General features: G+C 41.0%; 14 protein-coding genes. 8 read left to right on the top strand and 6 right to left on the bottom strand.

The features are described 5' to 3' along the window. Positions 1-180 precede the first annotated feature (180 nt). From dddY to AAEY97_RS09110, 3 genes are all read left to right on the top strand, one after another. Positions 181-1,425 carry a dimethylsulfoniopropionate lyase DddY gene (dddY, locus tag AAEY97_RS09120; RefSeq protein ID WP_350998261.1) on the top strand — a complete coding sequence of 415 codons (1,245 nt, stop codon included), beginning with the start codon at positions 181-183 and terminating at the stop codon, positions 1,423-1,425. Between the two features lie 40 nt (positions 1,426-1,465). Beyond that, positions 1,466-2,593, top strand: a complete 1,128-nt coding sequence (locus tag AAEY97_RS09115; RefSeq protein WP_350998258.1) for a hypothetical protein — start codon at positions 1,466-1,468, stop codon at positions 2,591-2,593. Between the two features lie 287 nt (positions 2,594-2,880). Continuing rightward, positions 2,881-4,182 carry an anaerobic C4-dicarboxylate transporter gene (locus AAEY97_RS09110; protein WP_350998255.1) on the top strand — a complete coding sequence of 434 codons (1,302 nt, stop codon included), beginning with the start codon at positions 2,881-2,883 and terminating at the stop codon, positions 4,180-4,182. Between the two features lie 84 nt (positions 4,183-4,266). Here the strand turns inward: AAEY97_RS09110 and AAEY97_RS09105 are convergent, their stop codons facing one another. Further along, positions 4,267-5,133: a LysR family transcriptional regulator gene (locus AAEY97_RS09105; RefSeq protein WP_162024128.1), complete on the bottom strand. Its 867-nt coding sequence runs from the start codon at positions 5,131-5,133 to the stop codon at positions 4,267-4,269. A 121-nt stretch (positions 5,134-5,254) separates the two neighbouring features. On the opposite strand from AAEY97_RS09105, the gene AAEY97_RS09100 reads away from it, so the two are divergent. Next, entirely contained in the window at positions 5,255-5,887 is a 633-nt protein-coding gene (locus AAEY97_RS09100) for a TetR/AcrR family transcriptional regulator (RefSeq protein WP_162024127.1), read from the top strand. Between the two features lie 45 nt (positions 5,888-5,932). Here AAEY97_RS09100 and gorA read toward each other — a convergent pair whose 3' ends face one another. The 3 genes from gorA to AAEY97_RS09085 all read right to left on the bottom strand — a co-directional run bounded on the left by gorA (position 5,933) and on the right by AAEY97_RS09085 (position 8,753). Further along, positions 5,933-7,288 carry a glutathione-disulfide reductase gene (gene gorA, locus AAEY97_RS09095; RefSeq protein ID WP_192116183.1) on the bottom strand — a complete coding sequence of 452 codons (1,356 nt, stop codon included), beginning with the start codon at positions 7,286-7,288 and terminating at the stop codon, positions 5,933-5,935. Between the two features lie 76 nt (positions 7,289-7,364). Beyond that, a complete protein-coding gene (locus AAEY97_RS09090; RefSeq protein WP_350998252.1) occupies positions 7,365-7,910 on the bottom strand; it encodes a hypothetical protein in 546 nt (181 codons plus the stop codon). 78 nt (positions 7,911-7,988) lie between these two features. Continuing rightward, positions 7,989-8,753 (bottom strand): hypothetical protein, encoded by a 765-nt coding sequence (locus AAEY97_RS09085; RefSeq protein ID WP_350998249.1) that lies wholly within the window; start codon positions 8,751-8,753, stop codon positions 7,989-7,991. Positions 8,754-9,121: 368 nt separating this feature from the next. Between AAEY97_RS09085 and prlC the strand changes: the two genes are divergently transcribed. Together prlC and AAEY97_RS09075 are read left to right on the top strand one after the other, a co-directional pair. Beyond that, entirely contained in the window at positions 9,122-11,161 is a 2,040-nt protein-coding gene (gene prlC / locus AAEY97_RS09080; RefSeq protein WP_350998246.1) for an oligopeptidase A, read from the top strand. A gap of 215 nt (positions 11,162-11,376) precedes the next feature. Then, positions 11,377-12,039, top strand: a complete 663-nt coding sequence (locus AAEY97_RS09075) for a PilZ domain-containing protein (protein ID WP_243756350.1) — start codon at positions 11,377-11,379, stop codon at positions 12,037-12,039. A gap of 278 nt (positions 12,040-12,317) precedes the next feature. Here AAEY97_RS09075 and AAEY97_RS09070 read toward each other — a convergent pair whose 3' ends face one another. Then, positions 12,318-12,695, bottom strand: a complete 378-nt coding sequence (locus AAEY97_RS09070; protein ID WP_192116179.1) for a carboxymuconolactone decarboxylase family protein — start codon at positions 12,693-12,695, stop codon at positions 12,318-12,320. A 58-nt stretch (positions 12,696-12,753) separates the two neighbouring features. Then, positions 12,754-13,110: a MerR family transcriptional regulator gene (locus AAEY97_RS09065; RefSeq protein WP_192116178.1), complete on the bottom strand. Its 357-nt coding sequence runs from the start codon at positions 13,108-13,110 to the stop codon at positions 12,754-12,756. A gap of 340 nt (positions 13,111-13,450) precedes the next feature. Between AAEY97_RS09065 and AAEY97_RS09060 the strand changes: the two genes are divergently transcribed. Both AAEY97_RS09060 and AAEY97_RS09055 read left to right on the top strand, forming a co-directional pair. Next, entirely contained in the window at positions 13,451-14,026 is a 576-nt protein-coding gene (locus tag AAEY97_RS09060; protein ID WP_242445215.1) for a DUF2975 domain-containing protein, read from the top strand. After that, positions 14,026-14,235: a helix-turn-helix domain-containing protein gene (locus AAEY97_RS09055; RefSeq protein WP_011639279.1), complete on the top strand. Its 210-nt coding sequence runs from the start codon at positions 14,026-14,028 to the stop codon at positions 14,233-14,235. The genes AAEY97_RS09060 and AAEY97_RS09055 overlap by 1 nt, the downstream gene beginning before the upstream one ends. The last annotated feature ends 9 nt before the right edge of the window (positions 14,236-14,244 follow it).

Below are 14,244 nucleotides of genomic sequence, written 5' to 3'. Positions count from 1 at the left end.
TTATTAGGTTTTTAATTATTAGAAATATAAGGTTGAACGCCTACAGTTTTTTAATCACTTTTTAGGTATTAATTGTATTTTTGTTTTTATATTTGTTGTAAGTATGTTGAATGTAATTTTTTGGAATTAATTCCAAGGGTAATATCCATCCGTCTTAAATAATAAAGAAAGATGGATGATATGAAATATAATGCCTTGTTAGTTATGATGTTGTTATCTAGTTCTGCTATGGCGAGTGAAATACCTAGTTTTTTAGATAAGAACGATGTCGATAATGCTGAGTTCACTTGTTTAGGAGCTGAATCTCAGTACGATAAAAATGATCAAAAATATGTCGATATTTTATGGAATGAAACACTGCAATATTTACAATCTTACGCGGTAGCATTAACCAATAGTGAAAATGGTCCATGTTTAAATTCAGACCAAGCAATGTACGATTCTACCGAAGGTGGTAAGAATATGTGCATCATGGATCGCAGAGACATGAAGCTATTAGTTAAAAACATTTATCAAGTTATTAATAATCCAGATAAAGCGAAAAAGTGTTTTGGTGCACGCCAAGACGTCGATTGGATTTACAGCCCTGGTGGTCAATTAGCTGAAAAATCCCCAGTAGCTAAATGGCTTAAACGTGCAACATTCGATTCCTTTTTTGACACAAAAGTCACTAATAAAGACGTGCGTAAACTCGGCAAAGAGTTTACTAAAAACTTTACTAAAATGGTAACGGGCGATGAAGTGAAAATGCCCTCAGCTTTCCCAACAGATATTAGTGCCAACGCATTACCTAACTTATGGGCTGCAGCAGGTTGGTACCCAATGTATGCCGAAGAAAGTAAACGCAATGATAAAAACTTCAACAATATTCGTGGTGGTTATGCCTATGCCGAAATTTTTGGTCACTGGGGACTATTACGCATAGACGAAATTAACGGAGAAAAGGTTGGTGCAGAAGTCGGTATGACAGTGCAATCAGTCGATACCTTATATCCCTATCATAACCATGCAATATCTGAAATTTATTACAACATGCGCGTGCCTGCGTGTGCGAATGAGTTTAAGAGCTTTGCCGTGCGTGAAGATTCACCGTTAATTAACACCGTTAAAGACGACGACAACGTTAGACAAGTTCAGTTTGATGCAGGTCAACACAATGGGCAGACTATGTGGCTGTCGAGCAGTGCTGATATCGATCCGCTAATGTATTTTCATCAAAATACTATCCATGCCTTTGAAGTCGATGGCAGCTGCGAAGCTAAGCCAGAAGAGCGCGCTATCGTGTCTGTTTGGGCAAGAAGTAATGCCAACGACAAGCGTAATGACTATGGCACCACATTGCTTTGTGAGTCAGCTAAAAACCCCGGTACACCTGCTCATAAAGATGAAGTTATTCAATGTGACTTAACAAAAATCAAATGGTAACGGCCAAGTTATTAATTATCGAATTGGGAAATACAATAAAATGAAATTATTAAAGTTATCTTTATTATCTACTTTAGTATCGCTATGCATGGTGTCTTTTTACTCTACAGCACAAGATGTTGAAGATGGAATTAACGTATCCGGTACCTTAAGAGCTAATTATTCATATAAGCAATATAGTGATAGTTCTAAAGATAAATCAGGTGATTTAACCTTTGAGATGGCATCCGTTAAATTCAACGGTAAATTAGATAATTGGGGTTTATCTTCTGAATATCGTTTTTATGATGGATGGGAAGCACTACGTTATGGTTATGCCTTTTATGATTACTCAGAACAATTGCAAATTCAATTTGGTATAAATCAAGTACCATTTGGTAACCCGGGTTTTATTTCAAATAGTTTTTGGTTTGGCGTACCGTATTATTTAGGTTTTGAAGATGATTATGATGCAGGTATTAAAACGGTTTATTCAAATAATGGTTGGGGAACTGAGTTTGCGTTTTATAAAGGCGCTGAATATGGTGCCAGTCGTAATGAACGATATTCAACAGACTTATATTCTGGCCAAGTCAACGGCACTGACTATTACAATGAAGAAACTAACCAATTAAATTTACGCCAAACCTATGCGATGGAGTATGAAGGCGGTAAAACCGTGGTGGGTGCTTCGGTCGAGGTAGGGCAGATTTATAATAGTAATACTGGCAATAATGGTGACCGATATGCCGTCGCGTTACATCTCGACAGTAGTTATAAAGGTTGGGCGCTGCAGTTACAGGCAATGCAATATGAGTACAATGCTGCTGATGCGTTAGACGATAACAAGCTTGCGGTATCGGCTTACGATTGGCAGTACGAAATTGCGTCTAAAGCGCAAGCTTATAGCATAAACATTGCTAAAACGATCACTACCAGCTGGGGCAGTGCAAAAATCTATAATGACTTCGGCGTGGTAACCCCCGATGTTGACAATGAAGACTATGACAACAGCTATCAAAATGTTACTGGTGTTGCGTTATCTTCAGGACCAACATACACCATGATTGATTTTATTATGGGTAAAAATATGTATGCCTCTACGCGTGATAATGGTCATGTTGGCTTACCTGAAATGGCTGATAGCTGGGACCACCGCATCAATATCAATTTTGGTTACTATTTCTAATCGCTGGTTTTCATCGATAGTTACGTTTCACTTTTATCTCCCCTTAAATGCCAATCATTGATTGGCATTTTTATATTTCTACCCACATTAGCATCTAAGCGAAATTACATCATTGCAAGTTAACTGGCCAATAAACCTGCAGACAAAACACCTCTTTTGGCTTGCAATGCAGTTAATTGATCCACGTCTACATTCGTAAAATCCCAACAGAGTACTATCACGATCTCTAAAGCAGTAATCCCTGCTATTTCATTCAAGACATTTAGGTTTTAAATAGAGTTAACACTATGATGATATTAGAAATAATTATTGTGCTTGGGGCGATTTACCTCGGCGCAAGAATGGGCAGTATAGGGATAGGTTTTGCTGGAGGTGTAGGGGTATTAATTCTTACCGTTGGATTAGGGTTAACGCCAGGTGCTATCCCCATCGATGTAATGCTGATTATTATGTCGGTTATTACCGCCATAGCTGCGATGCAAGAAGCGGGTGGCATGGACTATTTGGTATCTATTGCTGAAAAATTACTGCGTAAGCACCCGAAACACATTACTTTTTTAGCACCAATAGTGACTTACACTATGACCTTATTTGCCGGAACTGGTCATACAGCATTTTCGACGCTGCCTGTGATTGCCGAAGTGGCTAAAGAGCAAGGCATACGACCATCTCGGCCGTTATCTATTGCCGTAGTGGCATCACAAGTGGCGATTACTGCATCGCCTATTTCTGCTGCCGTGGTATTTTTCTCGGGTATTTTAGAGCCGTTTGGGGTGGATTATTTAGTGTTGTTGGCTGTGTGTATTCCATCGACGTTTATTGCTTGTTTAATGGGTGCAGCAGTTGCGTCGATACTCGGCAAACCGTTAGCACAAGATCCTATCTATCAACAGCGTTTAGCCAGCGGATTGGTGAAAACCCGTGGCGAAACTCAAGTCACGTTATTACCGGGCGCTAAGCGATCGGTAGGCATATTCTTAATTGCGATAGTGGCGGTGATGTCTTACGCCACCGCAATCTCTGACAAGGTCGGCTTAATTACGCACCCAGTACTGTCACGCGATGTAGCGATTATGTTGTTTATGCTCTCTGCCGCAGCAGCAATCACGTGGTTTTGCCGTTTAGATGCCAGTAAAATTTCTAACGCATCAACATTTAAGTCTGGCATGTCGGCGTGTATTTGTGTGCTGGGTGTAGCCTGGTTGGGTGACACTTTTGTGTCTAATCATATTGACGAAATTAAAAACGTTGCAGGAACCTTACTTCAAAGTCAGCCTTGGCTGTTATCGGTAGCGTTATTTTTTGCCTCAATGTTGTTGTATTCACAAGGGGCAACCACTAAAGCGTTAATGCCTGCTGCATTGGCGATTGGAGTGAGTCCATTAACGGCAATAGCCTCATTTGCAGCGGTTAGCGCGTTATTTGTATTACCTACTTACCCAACGCTGTTGGCTGCCGTAGAGATGGATGACACTGGCTCAACGCGGATTGGCAAGGCGGTTTTTAACCACCCATTTTTGATTCCTGGCGTGGTGACAATTACGTCGAGTGTGTTATTGGCCTTTTTGTTTGGCAGCCTAATGCTGTAAGGCATAGTGGAAACGAGAGTAGATATGTAGATATGTAGATATGTAGATAGTAGAGCAGGCAGAGCTGGTTGATGTGAGAACTGGCTAGTCGAGTTGATAGCCCTTGTGCTCGACATTGGCTTTAATCAAATTAATCAGCTGTAACGTAGCGTAGGTTTGCGTATCTGGGTTGAGATAAAGCGATTCATTAAACATGGGCAGTATAGGTAATCCATGTTCAATCGGGTCTAGCACCTGCATTTGGTCGGTGATTCTAAATTCGGCTATTGGCGCAATCACTAAGTCGTTCTCGACAGCCATGCATAAGGCTTGTGGTGATGGGGTCGACAGCAATACATTAATGGGCCGCATCGAGAGTCGATGGTTAGCAAACACTTGCGCTCTAATCGGGCAATTTTCTGGATACAAACCCATCAGGATCGTCTTGCGCTTATGAGCGTTGCCTTCGACCGCCGCAACCCACTTAAAGCGACGAGTAAAGAGTAATTCGCCGTTAGTCGGTAGTTGCCAATGGGTTGCGACAATGACGTCAAATTCCCCTTGGTGTAAGCGTTTGTATAAGTTACCACTTACGTCAGTGTCGATAACAAGCTCTATGTTAGTAAATTCGCGGATAAATTCTAATAAGCAGCTGCTTAAGTAGCACTTTATAAAGTCGGTGGGTACACCAAGGCGGATCACTTCACGGTTTTGGCAATCTTTTAACTCATCAATAGCTTGTGAATTAAGTTGCATCATTTTATAGGCGTAGTTAAGCAGCGTTTCACCAGACTCGGTCAAGGTCACGCCTTTGTTGTCTCTAATCAGCAAGGTTTGGCCGACACTTTCTTCAAGTTTTTTAACTTGTAGGCTAAGTGTTGATTGGGTTCGGCAAATTTTATCGGCTGCTTTAGACAAGTTGCCACATTCAGCAACAGCAATAAAACTTTCTAATAATTCTATTTTTAACATGGGCTATTGAATAAGTTCATAGTGGTATCAGTATTACTCAATAAAGGGTATCCACAAAGCTTGCTATAGTGTAAATGTGAACTGTTAACGCTTTATTAACCCAAATAAGATGAGGCCCGAAATGAGCAGCTGGGAACAACGTGGCAACTATCTGATAGAAGTATCACAACGTTGTTTAAAAGGGCATAAAACCTTTGATTTATGCCGCTCGCATTTAGTTCAAGCTAGCCAGATATCTAAAGGCACCATCTACAATCATTTTACCTCAGAGGCCGACTTAATTATTGCTGTTGCCTGTGCGGACTACCGTAATTGGCTGATGCAAGCTGAACAAGACACGCAGCAGTATAGCGATCCTTATTTACGGTTTATTTTTCATCATTGCCAACGTTTGTATCGTATTTTGTCTGAGCAAGCATTTGTCATTGCCCGAGTGGTTCCTAACGAGGCCGTTTTATCACAAGCGAGTGATTACTATCGTGAGCGCTTTGATCGCGTGCTTGAGCAATATAAACAGTGGAATGCACAAACCTTAACGGAAATTGGTGAGGTCAGTGGTTTTAACCGTAGTGAGTTACTGTGTGACTATTTACGCGGTGCGATGATCAATAGTGATGATGCGCAAAAGCACTATAACGATGCAGAAATGTACTATCAACATAGTTTTGCTATGACGCAACTTATGGGGCATTCACAAAAGCGTCCACCTAATATTAAGGTGTTTGTACAGTGGTTGGCTGACAAAGAGGCATAAAAAAGCCGTGTTTAATAACACGGCTTTTTATTAACTATTAGTAACTTAACGCATAGTAACAAACTCTTCTGCGCCAGTAGGATGTATCGCAACAACTGAGTCAAAGTCTGCTTTGGTTGCGCCCATTTTCATTGCCACGCCAAAACCTTGCAGTATTTCATCCATGCCAAAACCGATACCGTGAATACCGACAACCACTTCATTATCACCCGCACAAACCAGTTTCATTTTGCAGGCTTGGCGATGTGCTGTAACAGCTGAGTACATAGAGGTAAACGTTGAGGCGTAAACCTTAATATTGTCTTGGCCATACTTTTCAGCGGCTTCTGGTTCAGTTAAGCCCATGGTGCCGATGGGTGGATGGCTAAATACCACTGTCGGAATTAAGCTATAATCCATTTTGGCATCAGGTATGTTGCCGAATAAACGTTCTGACAATAAACGACCCGCTTTAATCGCGACGGGAGTTAATTCAACACCGCCCGCCATAATGTCGCCAACACAATAAACACCTTTCGCGGTGGTATTTTGCTGCTCATCAGTAATGACATAGCCTTTAGCATCTAACTGCACATCGGTATTTTCTAAGCCGATATTGCCCGTTGATGGTGAACGACCAATAGCCCAAATTAGGCAGTCAATCGTTAAGCTTTGGTCATTTTCTAATAGTAACGTCAGACTACCATCAGCATTTTTGGTGACCGATTTAGGTACGCTGTGAGTATGAAGCGTTGGGCCATCGGCGGCCATAGCATCAACTAATGCGTCGGTCAAAATTGGGTCAAAGTTACGTAGTGGTGCATGCTTACGTACTAATAAATGCGTTTCGCTGCCTAGTGCATGTAATACACCCGCCACTTCAACAGCTATATAACCGGCACCCACAACGGCTACACGCTTAGGTTGTTCACGTAATGCGAAGAAACCGTCTGAGTCGATACCGTATTGTGCACCAGGAATGTTAGGAATTGTTGGTGCTCCGCCAGTGGCAACCACAATATGGTCGGCAGTGTAGTGCTCGCCATCAACTTCAATGGTGTTGTTATTAATAAAGCGACCATAGCCATTTAATAAAGTGACTTTATTGCTCGCAAATCCACGGCTATAAGCATCATGAATGCGACTAATGTAGGCTTCACGATTGTCGACGAGTGTACTCCAATCGAATTTATTGACGGTAACATCAAAACCATAGTCTTTAGCGTAGAGGTTCAGCGCTTCAGCGACATGAGCGCCATACCACATGACTTTCTTAGGGACACAGCCGACGTTAACGCAAGTGCCGCCAACGTGTTTTGCTTCAATAATTAATACTTTTGCGCCACGCATTGCTGCACGGTTTGCTGAGGCGATGCCGCCACTGCCTGCGCCAAGCGCGATATAGTCAAAATGTTGAGCCATGATGATCTCCACTAGTTTAATGTATCCATTGTAGGGGGGATTGTGTTTGCAATCTAGTCGTTAAACCAATGCATTGTTAACGTTTATGTTGGCATTCACCACGGTCAACGTTATTAGGGCCGCTGGTTGCGCACTTAAGACAGGTCCACTCGCTTTCCCTAATATCAATTTCATCTTGATAATGACTAAATTGACTGTTTTGGGTCTGACGTTGTTTTTTCTGAAGATGTTTTATGCGGTTATTGAGCCAGCGACAACTTGGATCATTGGCGATTGTTTTACTGGCTATAGCCGTGTTGGTTATGGTGGAGTGCTTTGAGATTGATGAGCGCGTGTTGTTTTGTTTGGTTGTTGGTTTTTTGTGGCTTGGTTTAAGGTAAATATCGTCGGCTCGATATTCTAACGCTGAGCGTTGCTCTGTGGGGATAATAATCACATTACCTTGATGATCGGTCGCGTATTGCGACGGGAGTGAGTTGGCATTGTCATTGGTTAATGGGGGGCGTTTATCGGGCTCTTTGATAATCAGTTTGGTGAGCTCGCTGGCAAGTAATGAGGTACTGAATAACATCATCACCGCGGCGAATAATACAAATAGCATATTGATAAGTCGAGTTAACATAAGCTTCCTTGCTTGAGTAAAGGTGGCATCCAGTAGCCCCTTTAGTCTAGTCTTGGATTGCTAAAATGCTAGCAAAGCTTAAAAACTCAGTTTGAAATGCACCCCTGCATAGGTTTGATCTAAGCTGCCTTGAATATCGTCGGCACTGGCTTGTTGCTTAATGTCTCCTTGAGCGATGCTGTGGCTAATGTGCGCAGACAATGCCATTGAATCATTAAGTTTCTGTTCGGCTTCTAGTCCAAATTGGAAATGGTTAGCACCGTTGTGTTCTTCACTGCTGTATTGAAAATCAAACCCCTGAACAATGTAAGGTGTCAAAGTGAAGTGTTGAGTGATTTCCCATGGACTATGTATGCTCAGTTCAATGAAATAGCCGCCAGCTTCGGTTGCATAAGTGTAGTTAACCGCGGGTACAAACCACGTTAATCCATTAACCGTTAACGCGCCGAAAAATTCATTATCAGAACAGCGCTCATCACCATAAAATTCTAAGCGCTGATAGCCTACTGTGGCATCAATATTATTAGTCAGATGTAAGGTATATTCTAACCCTAGGTTCCATTCCACATAGTTCACCTGGTCTGCTCGACCTACAATGGCATAAACCGCTAGGTCGTTTTGTTCAATATTGGCCACTGCCCATGCAATACCGCCATGATCTAAATTGTCACGACCTTGAGTGACGTAATTATTTTCCCAAGCAACATCAAACCCCGCAGTCGGCTGGTATTCTGCCGTGGCGAATGCTGACGAGGTTGTCAGTAAACACATCATAATAGCCATTGTGCGATAAAAGGCGCGGCTACAATGGTTACGGCTTGATAGGCAAAAATCAAAGGTCATGTTTATTGAACTCATAATAGAAAAATGGAACAGTGCTTTTAATAAAGCGAATGGTAGTCCTTTTAACGTGAAAATAAATGATAATCAGTCTCGTTTGGGAGCTGCCTGTCAATATTGATTGTGTAAATGAAGTGTAAAGTTAAATTGGGACCTGAGTCACTCTATTTATTGAATAAACCAGCTAGGTAGTAGAGCTGGTTATACATTAAATCAACAATAATATGGTCAAGTTTGGCGATAAGAAGGTCAGATTGTCGCCTCGAAACCGAGGTTATATTTATTAGGATAAATTGTTTTTACGCTTGAAAACGGTAACATTTAACCCAATATAGGCTAAATACTCACGCGACATATTTCGAGGAATCTTTATGAGCAATCCATTGCTAAGTAGCGCAGAATTACCAGAATTTTCAAAAATTAAACCTGAACACATTCAGCCTGCAGTTGAGCAAGCCATTGCCAAATGTCGTGAGACTATTGAAGTACTATTAGCAAAAAATAGCCAATACACTTGGGACAATCTCATTGAGCCTCTTGAAGATGTTGACGATGAGTTAAGCAAAATGTGGTCGCCTGTGTCGCACATGAACTCGGTGATCAGTAGTGATAAATTACGTGATGCTCACGATGCTTGTTTGCCGTTGTTGTCAGATTACGGCACCTATGTTGGCCAGCATCAAGGTTTGTACGAGGCGTATAAATCGATTCATGAATCGACAGACTTTGCCCTGTTAACTCAAGCGCAAAAAATGGTGATAGAGCAGAGCTTACGTGATTTTGAATTGTCGGGTATCGGTTTGGATGACAGTCAAAAAGCGCGCTATGGCGAAATGGTTAAACGCTTATCTGAACTCACCAGCAACTTTTCTAATCAACTGTTAGATGCCACCGAAGCGTGGACTAAGCTTATTACCGACGAAGCAGATTTAGCGGGTTTACCTGAGTCAGCCATCGCCGCAGCTAAAGCTATGGCCGACGCTAAAGAGCAAAAAGGTTGGTTATTCACCTTAGACTTTCCGTCTTATTTACCCGTAATGACCTATAGCGAAAACCGTGAGTTACGCGAAGAGTGTTACCGTGCATTTGTGACTCGCGCATCTGACCAGGGCCCGAATGCCGGTGAGTTTGATAACACCAATAACATGAATGAAATTGTGGCATTGCGTCATGAGTTAGCCAATTTACTCGGTTTTGCCAGCTACGCAGATAAATCGTTAGCCACCAAAATGGCAGAAAATCCAGCACAAGTATTGGGCTTTTTAAACGAGTTAGGCGAACGGTCTAAAGACCAAGCGTCAACAGAATTAGCCGAACTGCGTGCCTTTGCCAAAGATCATTACAACGTGACCGAAATGGCCTCATGGGATTTGAGTTTTTACGCTGAAAAACTGCAGCAACACAAGTACGAAGTGTCGCAAGAAATATTGCGTCCGTATTTCCCAGAAGACAAAGTCTTGTCAGGCTTGTTCTATACCGTTAATCGCTTATTTGGTTTAACCATTAGCGAACAAAAAGGCGTAGACACTTGGCATAAGGATGTTCGTTTCTTCCATATTCATGACGCCGATAAAGTACACCGTGGCAGCTTCTACCTAGATTTGTATGCTCGTAGCGGTAAACGTGGCGGCGCATGGATGGACGATTGTCGTGGTCGCCGGGTTACCTCTACTGGTTTGCAAAAGCCGGTAGCGTATTTAACCTGTAACTTTAATGGTCCTGTCGATGGCAAACCGGCATTGTTTACCCATGACGAAGTCACCACCATGTTCCATGAGTTTGGCCACGGCATTCACCACATGTTAACCAAAGTGGATGTGGGCGGAGTGTCGGGTATCAATGGTGTACCTTGGGATGCGGTAGAGCTACCAAGTCAGTTTATGGAAAACTGGTGCTGGCAAGAAGAAGCGTTAGCGGAAATATCTGGTCACTATGAAACGGGCGAACCATTACCCAAAGTATTGTTAGATAAAATGCTAGCGGCCAAAAACTTCCAGTCGGGCATGATGATGGTGCGCCAACTTGAGTTTTCACTGTTCGATTTTAGAATGCACCACGAGTTTGACCCCGCTAAAGGCGTCGATATTCAAGGCATTTTAGACCAAGTTCGCAGCCAAATTGCGGTATTAACCCCGCCAAGCTTTAACCGTTTTCAACACGGTTTTGCGCACATTTTTGCGGGTGGTTATGCCGCAGGTTATTACAGCTATAAATGGGCCGAAGTATTATCGGCAGATGCGTTCTCGCGTTTTGAAGCCGAAGGTATTTTTAATGCTGAAACAGGTAAAAGCTTCTTAAATAACATTCTTGAAATGGGGGGAAGTGAAGAGCCAATGGAGCTATTTAAACGCTTCATGGGCCGTGAACCCAATACAGATGCTTTATTGCGTCACTGTGGTATTGCTGTTTAATAGGATTCATTAAAGGAAGAGGAGGCGCTGAATAAGTGTCTCCTCTTTTTATATCAGCTGCATATTATTTAACCATAAACGTTCGATAAACGTACATTAATTAAAGTTGGTGACACTTTTTACTTTTAAAAGATATATATCTATTGCCTTAGTGATATTAACGCCATACATTTATGGTTGAAAACTTATAATTACACTTGAATGGATTCTTAACATTGTCAGCCATCCCAAGCCCTATCTTTTTCGAACTAACACCCGGGAAAATTGTTGATTTACAGATCGACCACCCCGTTAAGCTTCGCATAAAAGCGATGTTAGTTGGGTATGATCTCGGTCAATATATTATCTTAAAGCATCCAGCGCCGCATAATATGAGTAACTATGGCGATGTATTTGTTGATGGTAATGTTGTCGTCGTTCGATACCTATTAGAAGGTCAGCAAGGCGAGTGTTATGCGTTTAAATCGACAATTAGGAATATCACAAAGATCCCTGAAAAATTTATCTTTTTACGCTACCCAGATAAAATTGAAAATCGCCAGCTTAGAACTCATCAACGTTTCATTACTCATTTACCTGCATCAATTGTTGCAAAAGAAAATCAAGATGTTAAAAAAGCCGCTCAATTAAAGGGTATGATTTCGGACATATCAGCCAAAGGCTGTGGGTTTGTATTTAAAACGGATAACCCAAAAATCAAAGTGAATCAAAAAGATATCTTCATTATCATACGTTCTCCTAGTGATAAAGAAATAACCATTCCGGCAAAGGTGTGTAATAGCCGTTTTGAAAGTGGGAAAGTCAATGTGGGTATTCAATTTGAAGAAAATGATTTGCAAATTAAGGATCTATTGAATCAGCTTTTCATTGAGTTATAACGAAAAATACCAAAGAAATAATTCGTTAATAGGTTTTTTGTAAGAGTTGATCATTCCATAACATAGCCCATGCTGTTTAAAAATCGACCTTAAGTGTCTAACTAAAACATCTATAGGTTGTATACCAGTAATTTATTAATTTGAATTTTACATTTATTGATTTAGTTTTGTGTTAATCGATAAATATGAAAAATAATTGTAATAATCATGTTGAAAATCTACACTTATTTAATTCTTACAGTTATTAATTGGCGGTATTAAATACTATCGGTCATTTGTTATGCCTTTCGTTCTTGAAGGACTTCTTTAAACGCGAACATGCCATTTAACGCTGCTGGAAAACCGGCATAAATAGACATTTGTAACAGCACTTCTTTTACTTCTTCTTCGCTGCAACCAACATTCAAAGCGGCATTTAGATGGACTTTGAGCTGAGGCCTACAATTGCCCAAAGCGGTTAGTGCCGCAACAGTGGCTATTTCTCGCGACTTTACATCTAAGGCGGGTCGGGTATAGATATCGCCAAACGGATATTCAATGGTAAATCGGGCTAAGTCAGGGCAGATATCTTGCAGGCTTTCGATAACATTATGACCTGCTTCGCCGTCAATTTTTGACAACTGTTCCAGACCTAAAGTGAATCTTGAGTTTGGCATTGATGTACTCCTATCGATAAGTAGAAGCCATACCTTACAAGTTAGAGTTAACTCTAAGTCAACGGACTTTATTGGCTTCATACAAACTAATTTTGTTTTCTAACGCCAGTAAATGATTTTGCTGAAGTTCAATGTGAGCCTGTAACTGGTCTTTGTGACACTCAAGTAGTTGTTGGCGGTCTAACACAGTACCTGGCCCTAATGATCGCAATTGGGCATATTGCTGAATTTTGGTTAAAGCCATCCCCGTGTCTTTAAGGCGTTTGACAAAATTAATCCATTCTAAGTCTTTGGCTGTGTAGACTCGATGGCCACTGCTATTTCGTTGAATGTTGTTGAGTAAACCGACTTTTTCATAATAACGCAGCGTATATGAAGATAATCCGGCTAACGTCGAAAATGCTTTCATATTCATCACTTTACTCCTGAGTTAATGGGCTTTTTTTCTGTTAAACCTTTATAATACAATCAGTTATTAACAATACCTCATGTGTTATAGATGTAAAACAAAGCTATCAAGTAAAAGTTGTTGAGCATTATCAACAAAATTATGTCATCTATCTCGAGTTAATAGCATAGGCACTTTAATCATTTATTTCGATAGTCATTTATTGTGATTCAAACGGGTGATTTGGCATTCTGGCTAATAGGTACATTAGCTTTAATACATTAAAAGTATCGTTTATCGATAATTTATTGCTGATAAAAGGTTTGTGTGTTAACTTCAGTTTAACATTAACCAGCTTAGAATGATCATGGATAGAATTGTCTCGTTAAGTAAATGGATTAAATTGCTGATTGTATTTTTAGCTTTATTACAAGTCACTAGTTATAGCGGCACTATGGTGTTCGGAGAATTCCAAGCGGGTGAATATGTGTTAACCATTGATTGGTGGGGTTGGTTTAGCAGCTATCTAGCCGTCGACTTTGGTACACCTTGGCAAGCACTCGCTCAAAGCCTTTATGATGCGGGATTTCATCCTGGGATCATTCTGGGCAGTGTTGAAATTCTACCTTACCTGTTTATTTACTCTTTTCTCTACCAACTTTTTGGTCTGTATCAGCAAGGTCATGTGTTTACTCCACGTAACTTCCGCTGCTTGAGCCGTATTGCCTTAGTATTTTTAGTCTGGATTTTACTCAGCCTTTTCTACCCGATGATCATCGCATTTACATTGCACTTTAGTGGTACATCTAGTGCGGTACCTGTTTATTTTAGCCTTGGCAGTCAAGAATTAAAGTATGCACTTTTCGGAATGATTTTTTACTGTGTGGCATGGGTAATGAAGCATGCAACTGAGCTTCAAGAAGAGGCGGAGTTGACAATTTAATGGCCATAATTATTGAGCTGGATGTGATGTTGGCAAGGCGAAAAATGAAGTCCACTGAACTAGCTGAATTGATAGGTATAACCCCTCAAAATTTGTCGGTGCTTAGAAGTGGCCGCGCAAAAGCGATTCGATTTTCGACACTAGACGCTATTTGCCAGCATTTACAATGCTCGCCAGGTGACATTTTAGTCCACAAGGACGATGAATAAATTAAGGAC

It is taken from the genome of Shewanella sp. TB7-MNA-CIBAN-0143 (assembly GCF_040310065.1).
Lineage (GTDB): Bacteria > Pseudomonadota > Gammaproteobacteria > Enterobacterales > Shewanellaceae > Shewanella.
This window is presented reverse-complemented; position numbering and strand designations above follow the sequence as displayed.

What these genes read in the sequence shown, in the direction of transcription:
- gorA (WP_192116183.1), bottom strand. Translation starts at nt 7,288, where the DNA reads ATGGCTCAACATTTTGACTATATCGCGCTTGGCGCAGGCAGTGGCGGC.
- AAEY97_RS09055 (WP_011639279.1), top strand. Translation starts at nt 14,026, where the DNA reads ATGGCCATAATTATTGAGCTGGATGTGATGTTGGCAAGGCGAAAAATG.
- AAEY97_RS09105 (WP_162024128.1), bottom strand. Translation starts at nt 5,133, where the DNA reads ATGTTAAAAATAGAATTATTAGAAAGTTTTATTGCTGTTGCTGAATGT.
- dddY (WP_350998261.1), top strand. Translation starts at nt 181, where the DNA reads ATGAAATATAATGCCTTGTTAGTTATGATGTTGTTATCTAGTTCTGCT.
- AAEY97_RS09070 (WP_192116179.1), bottom strand. Translation starts at nt 12,695, where the DNA reads ATGCCAAACTCAAGATTCACTTTAGGTCTGGAACAGTTGTCAAAAATT.
- AAEY97_RS09065 (WP_192116178.1), bottom strand. Translation starts at nt 13,110, where the DNA reads ATGAATATGAAAGCATTTTCGACGTTAGCCGGATTATCTTCATATACG.
- AAEY97_RS09100 (WP_162024127.1), top strand. Translation starts at nt 5,255, where the DNA reads ATGAGCAGCTGGGAACAACGTGGCAACTATCTGATAGAAGTATCACAA.
- AAEY97_RS09110 (WP_350998255.1), top strand. Translation starts at nt 2,881, where the DNA reads ATGATGATATTAGAAATAATTATTGTGCTTGGGGCGATTTACCTCGGC.
- AAEY97_RS09060 (WP_242445215.1), top strand. Translation starts at nt 13,451, where the DNA reads ATGGATAGAATTGTCTCGTTAAGTAAATGGATTAAATTGCTGATTGTA.
- prlC (WP_350998246.1), top strand. Translation starts at nt 9,122, where the DNA reads ATGAGCAATCCATTGCTAAGTAGCGCAGAATTACCAGAATTTTCAAAA.
- AAEY97_RS09115 (WP_350998258.1), top strand. Translation starts at nt 1,466, where the DNA reads ATGAAATTATTAAAGTTATCTTTATTATCTACTTTAGTATCGCTATGC.
- AAEY97_RS09085 (WP_350998249.1), bottom strand. Translation starts at nt 8,753, where the DNA reads ATGACCTTTGATTTTTGCCTATCAAGCCGTAACCATTGTAGCCGCGCC.
- AAEY97_RS09090 (WP_350998252.1), bottom strand. Translation starts at nt 7,910, where the DNA reads ATGTTAACTCGACTTATCAATATGCTATTTGTATTATTCGCCGCGGTG.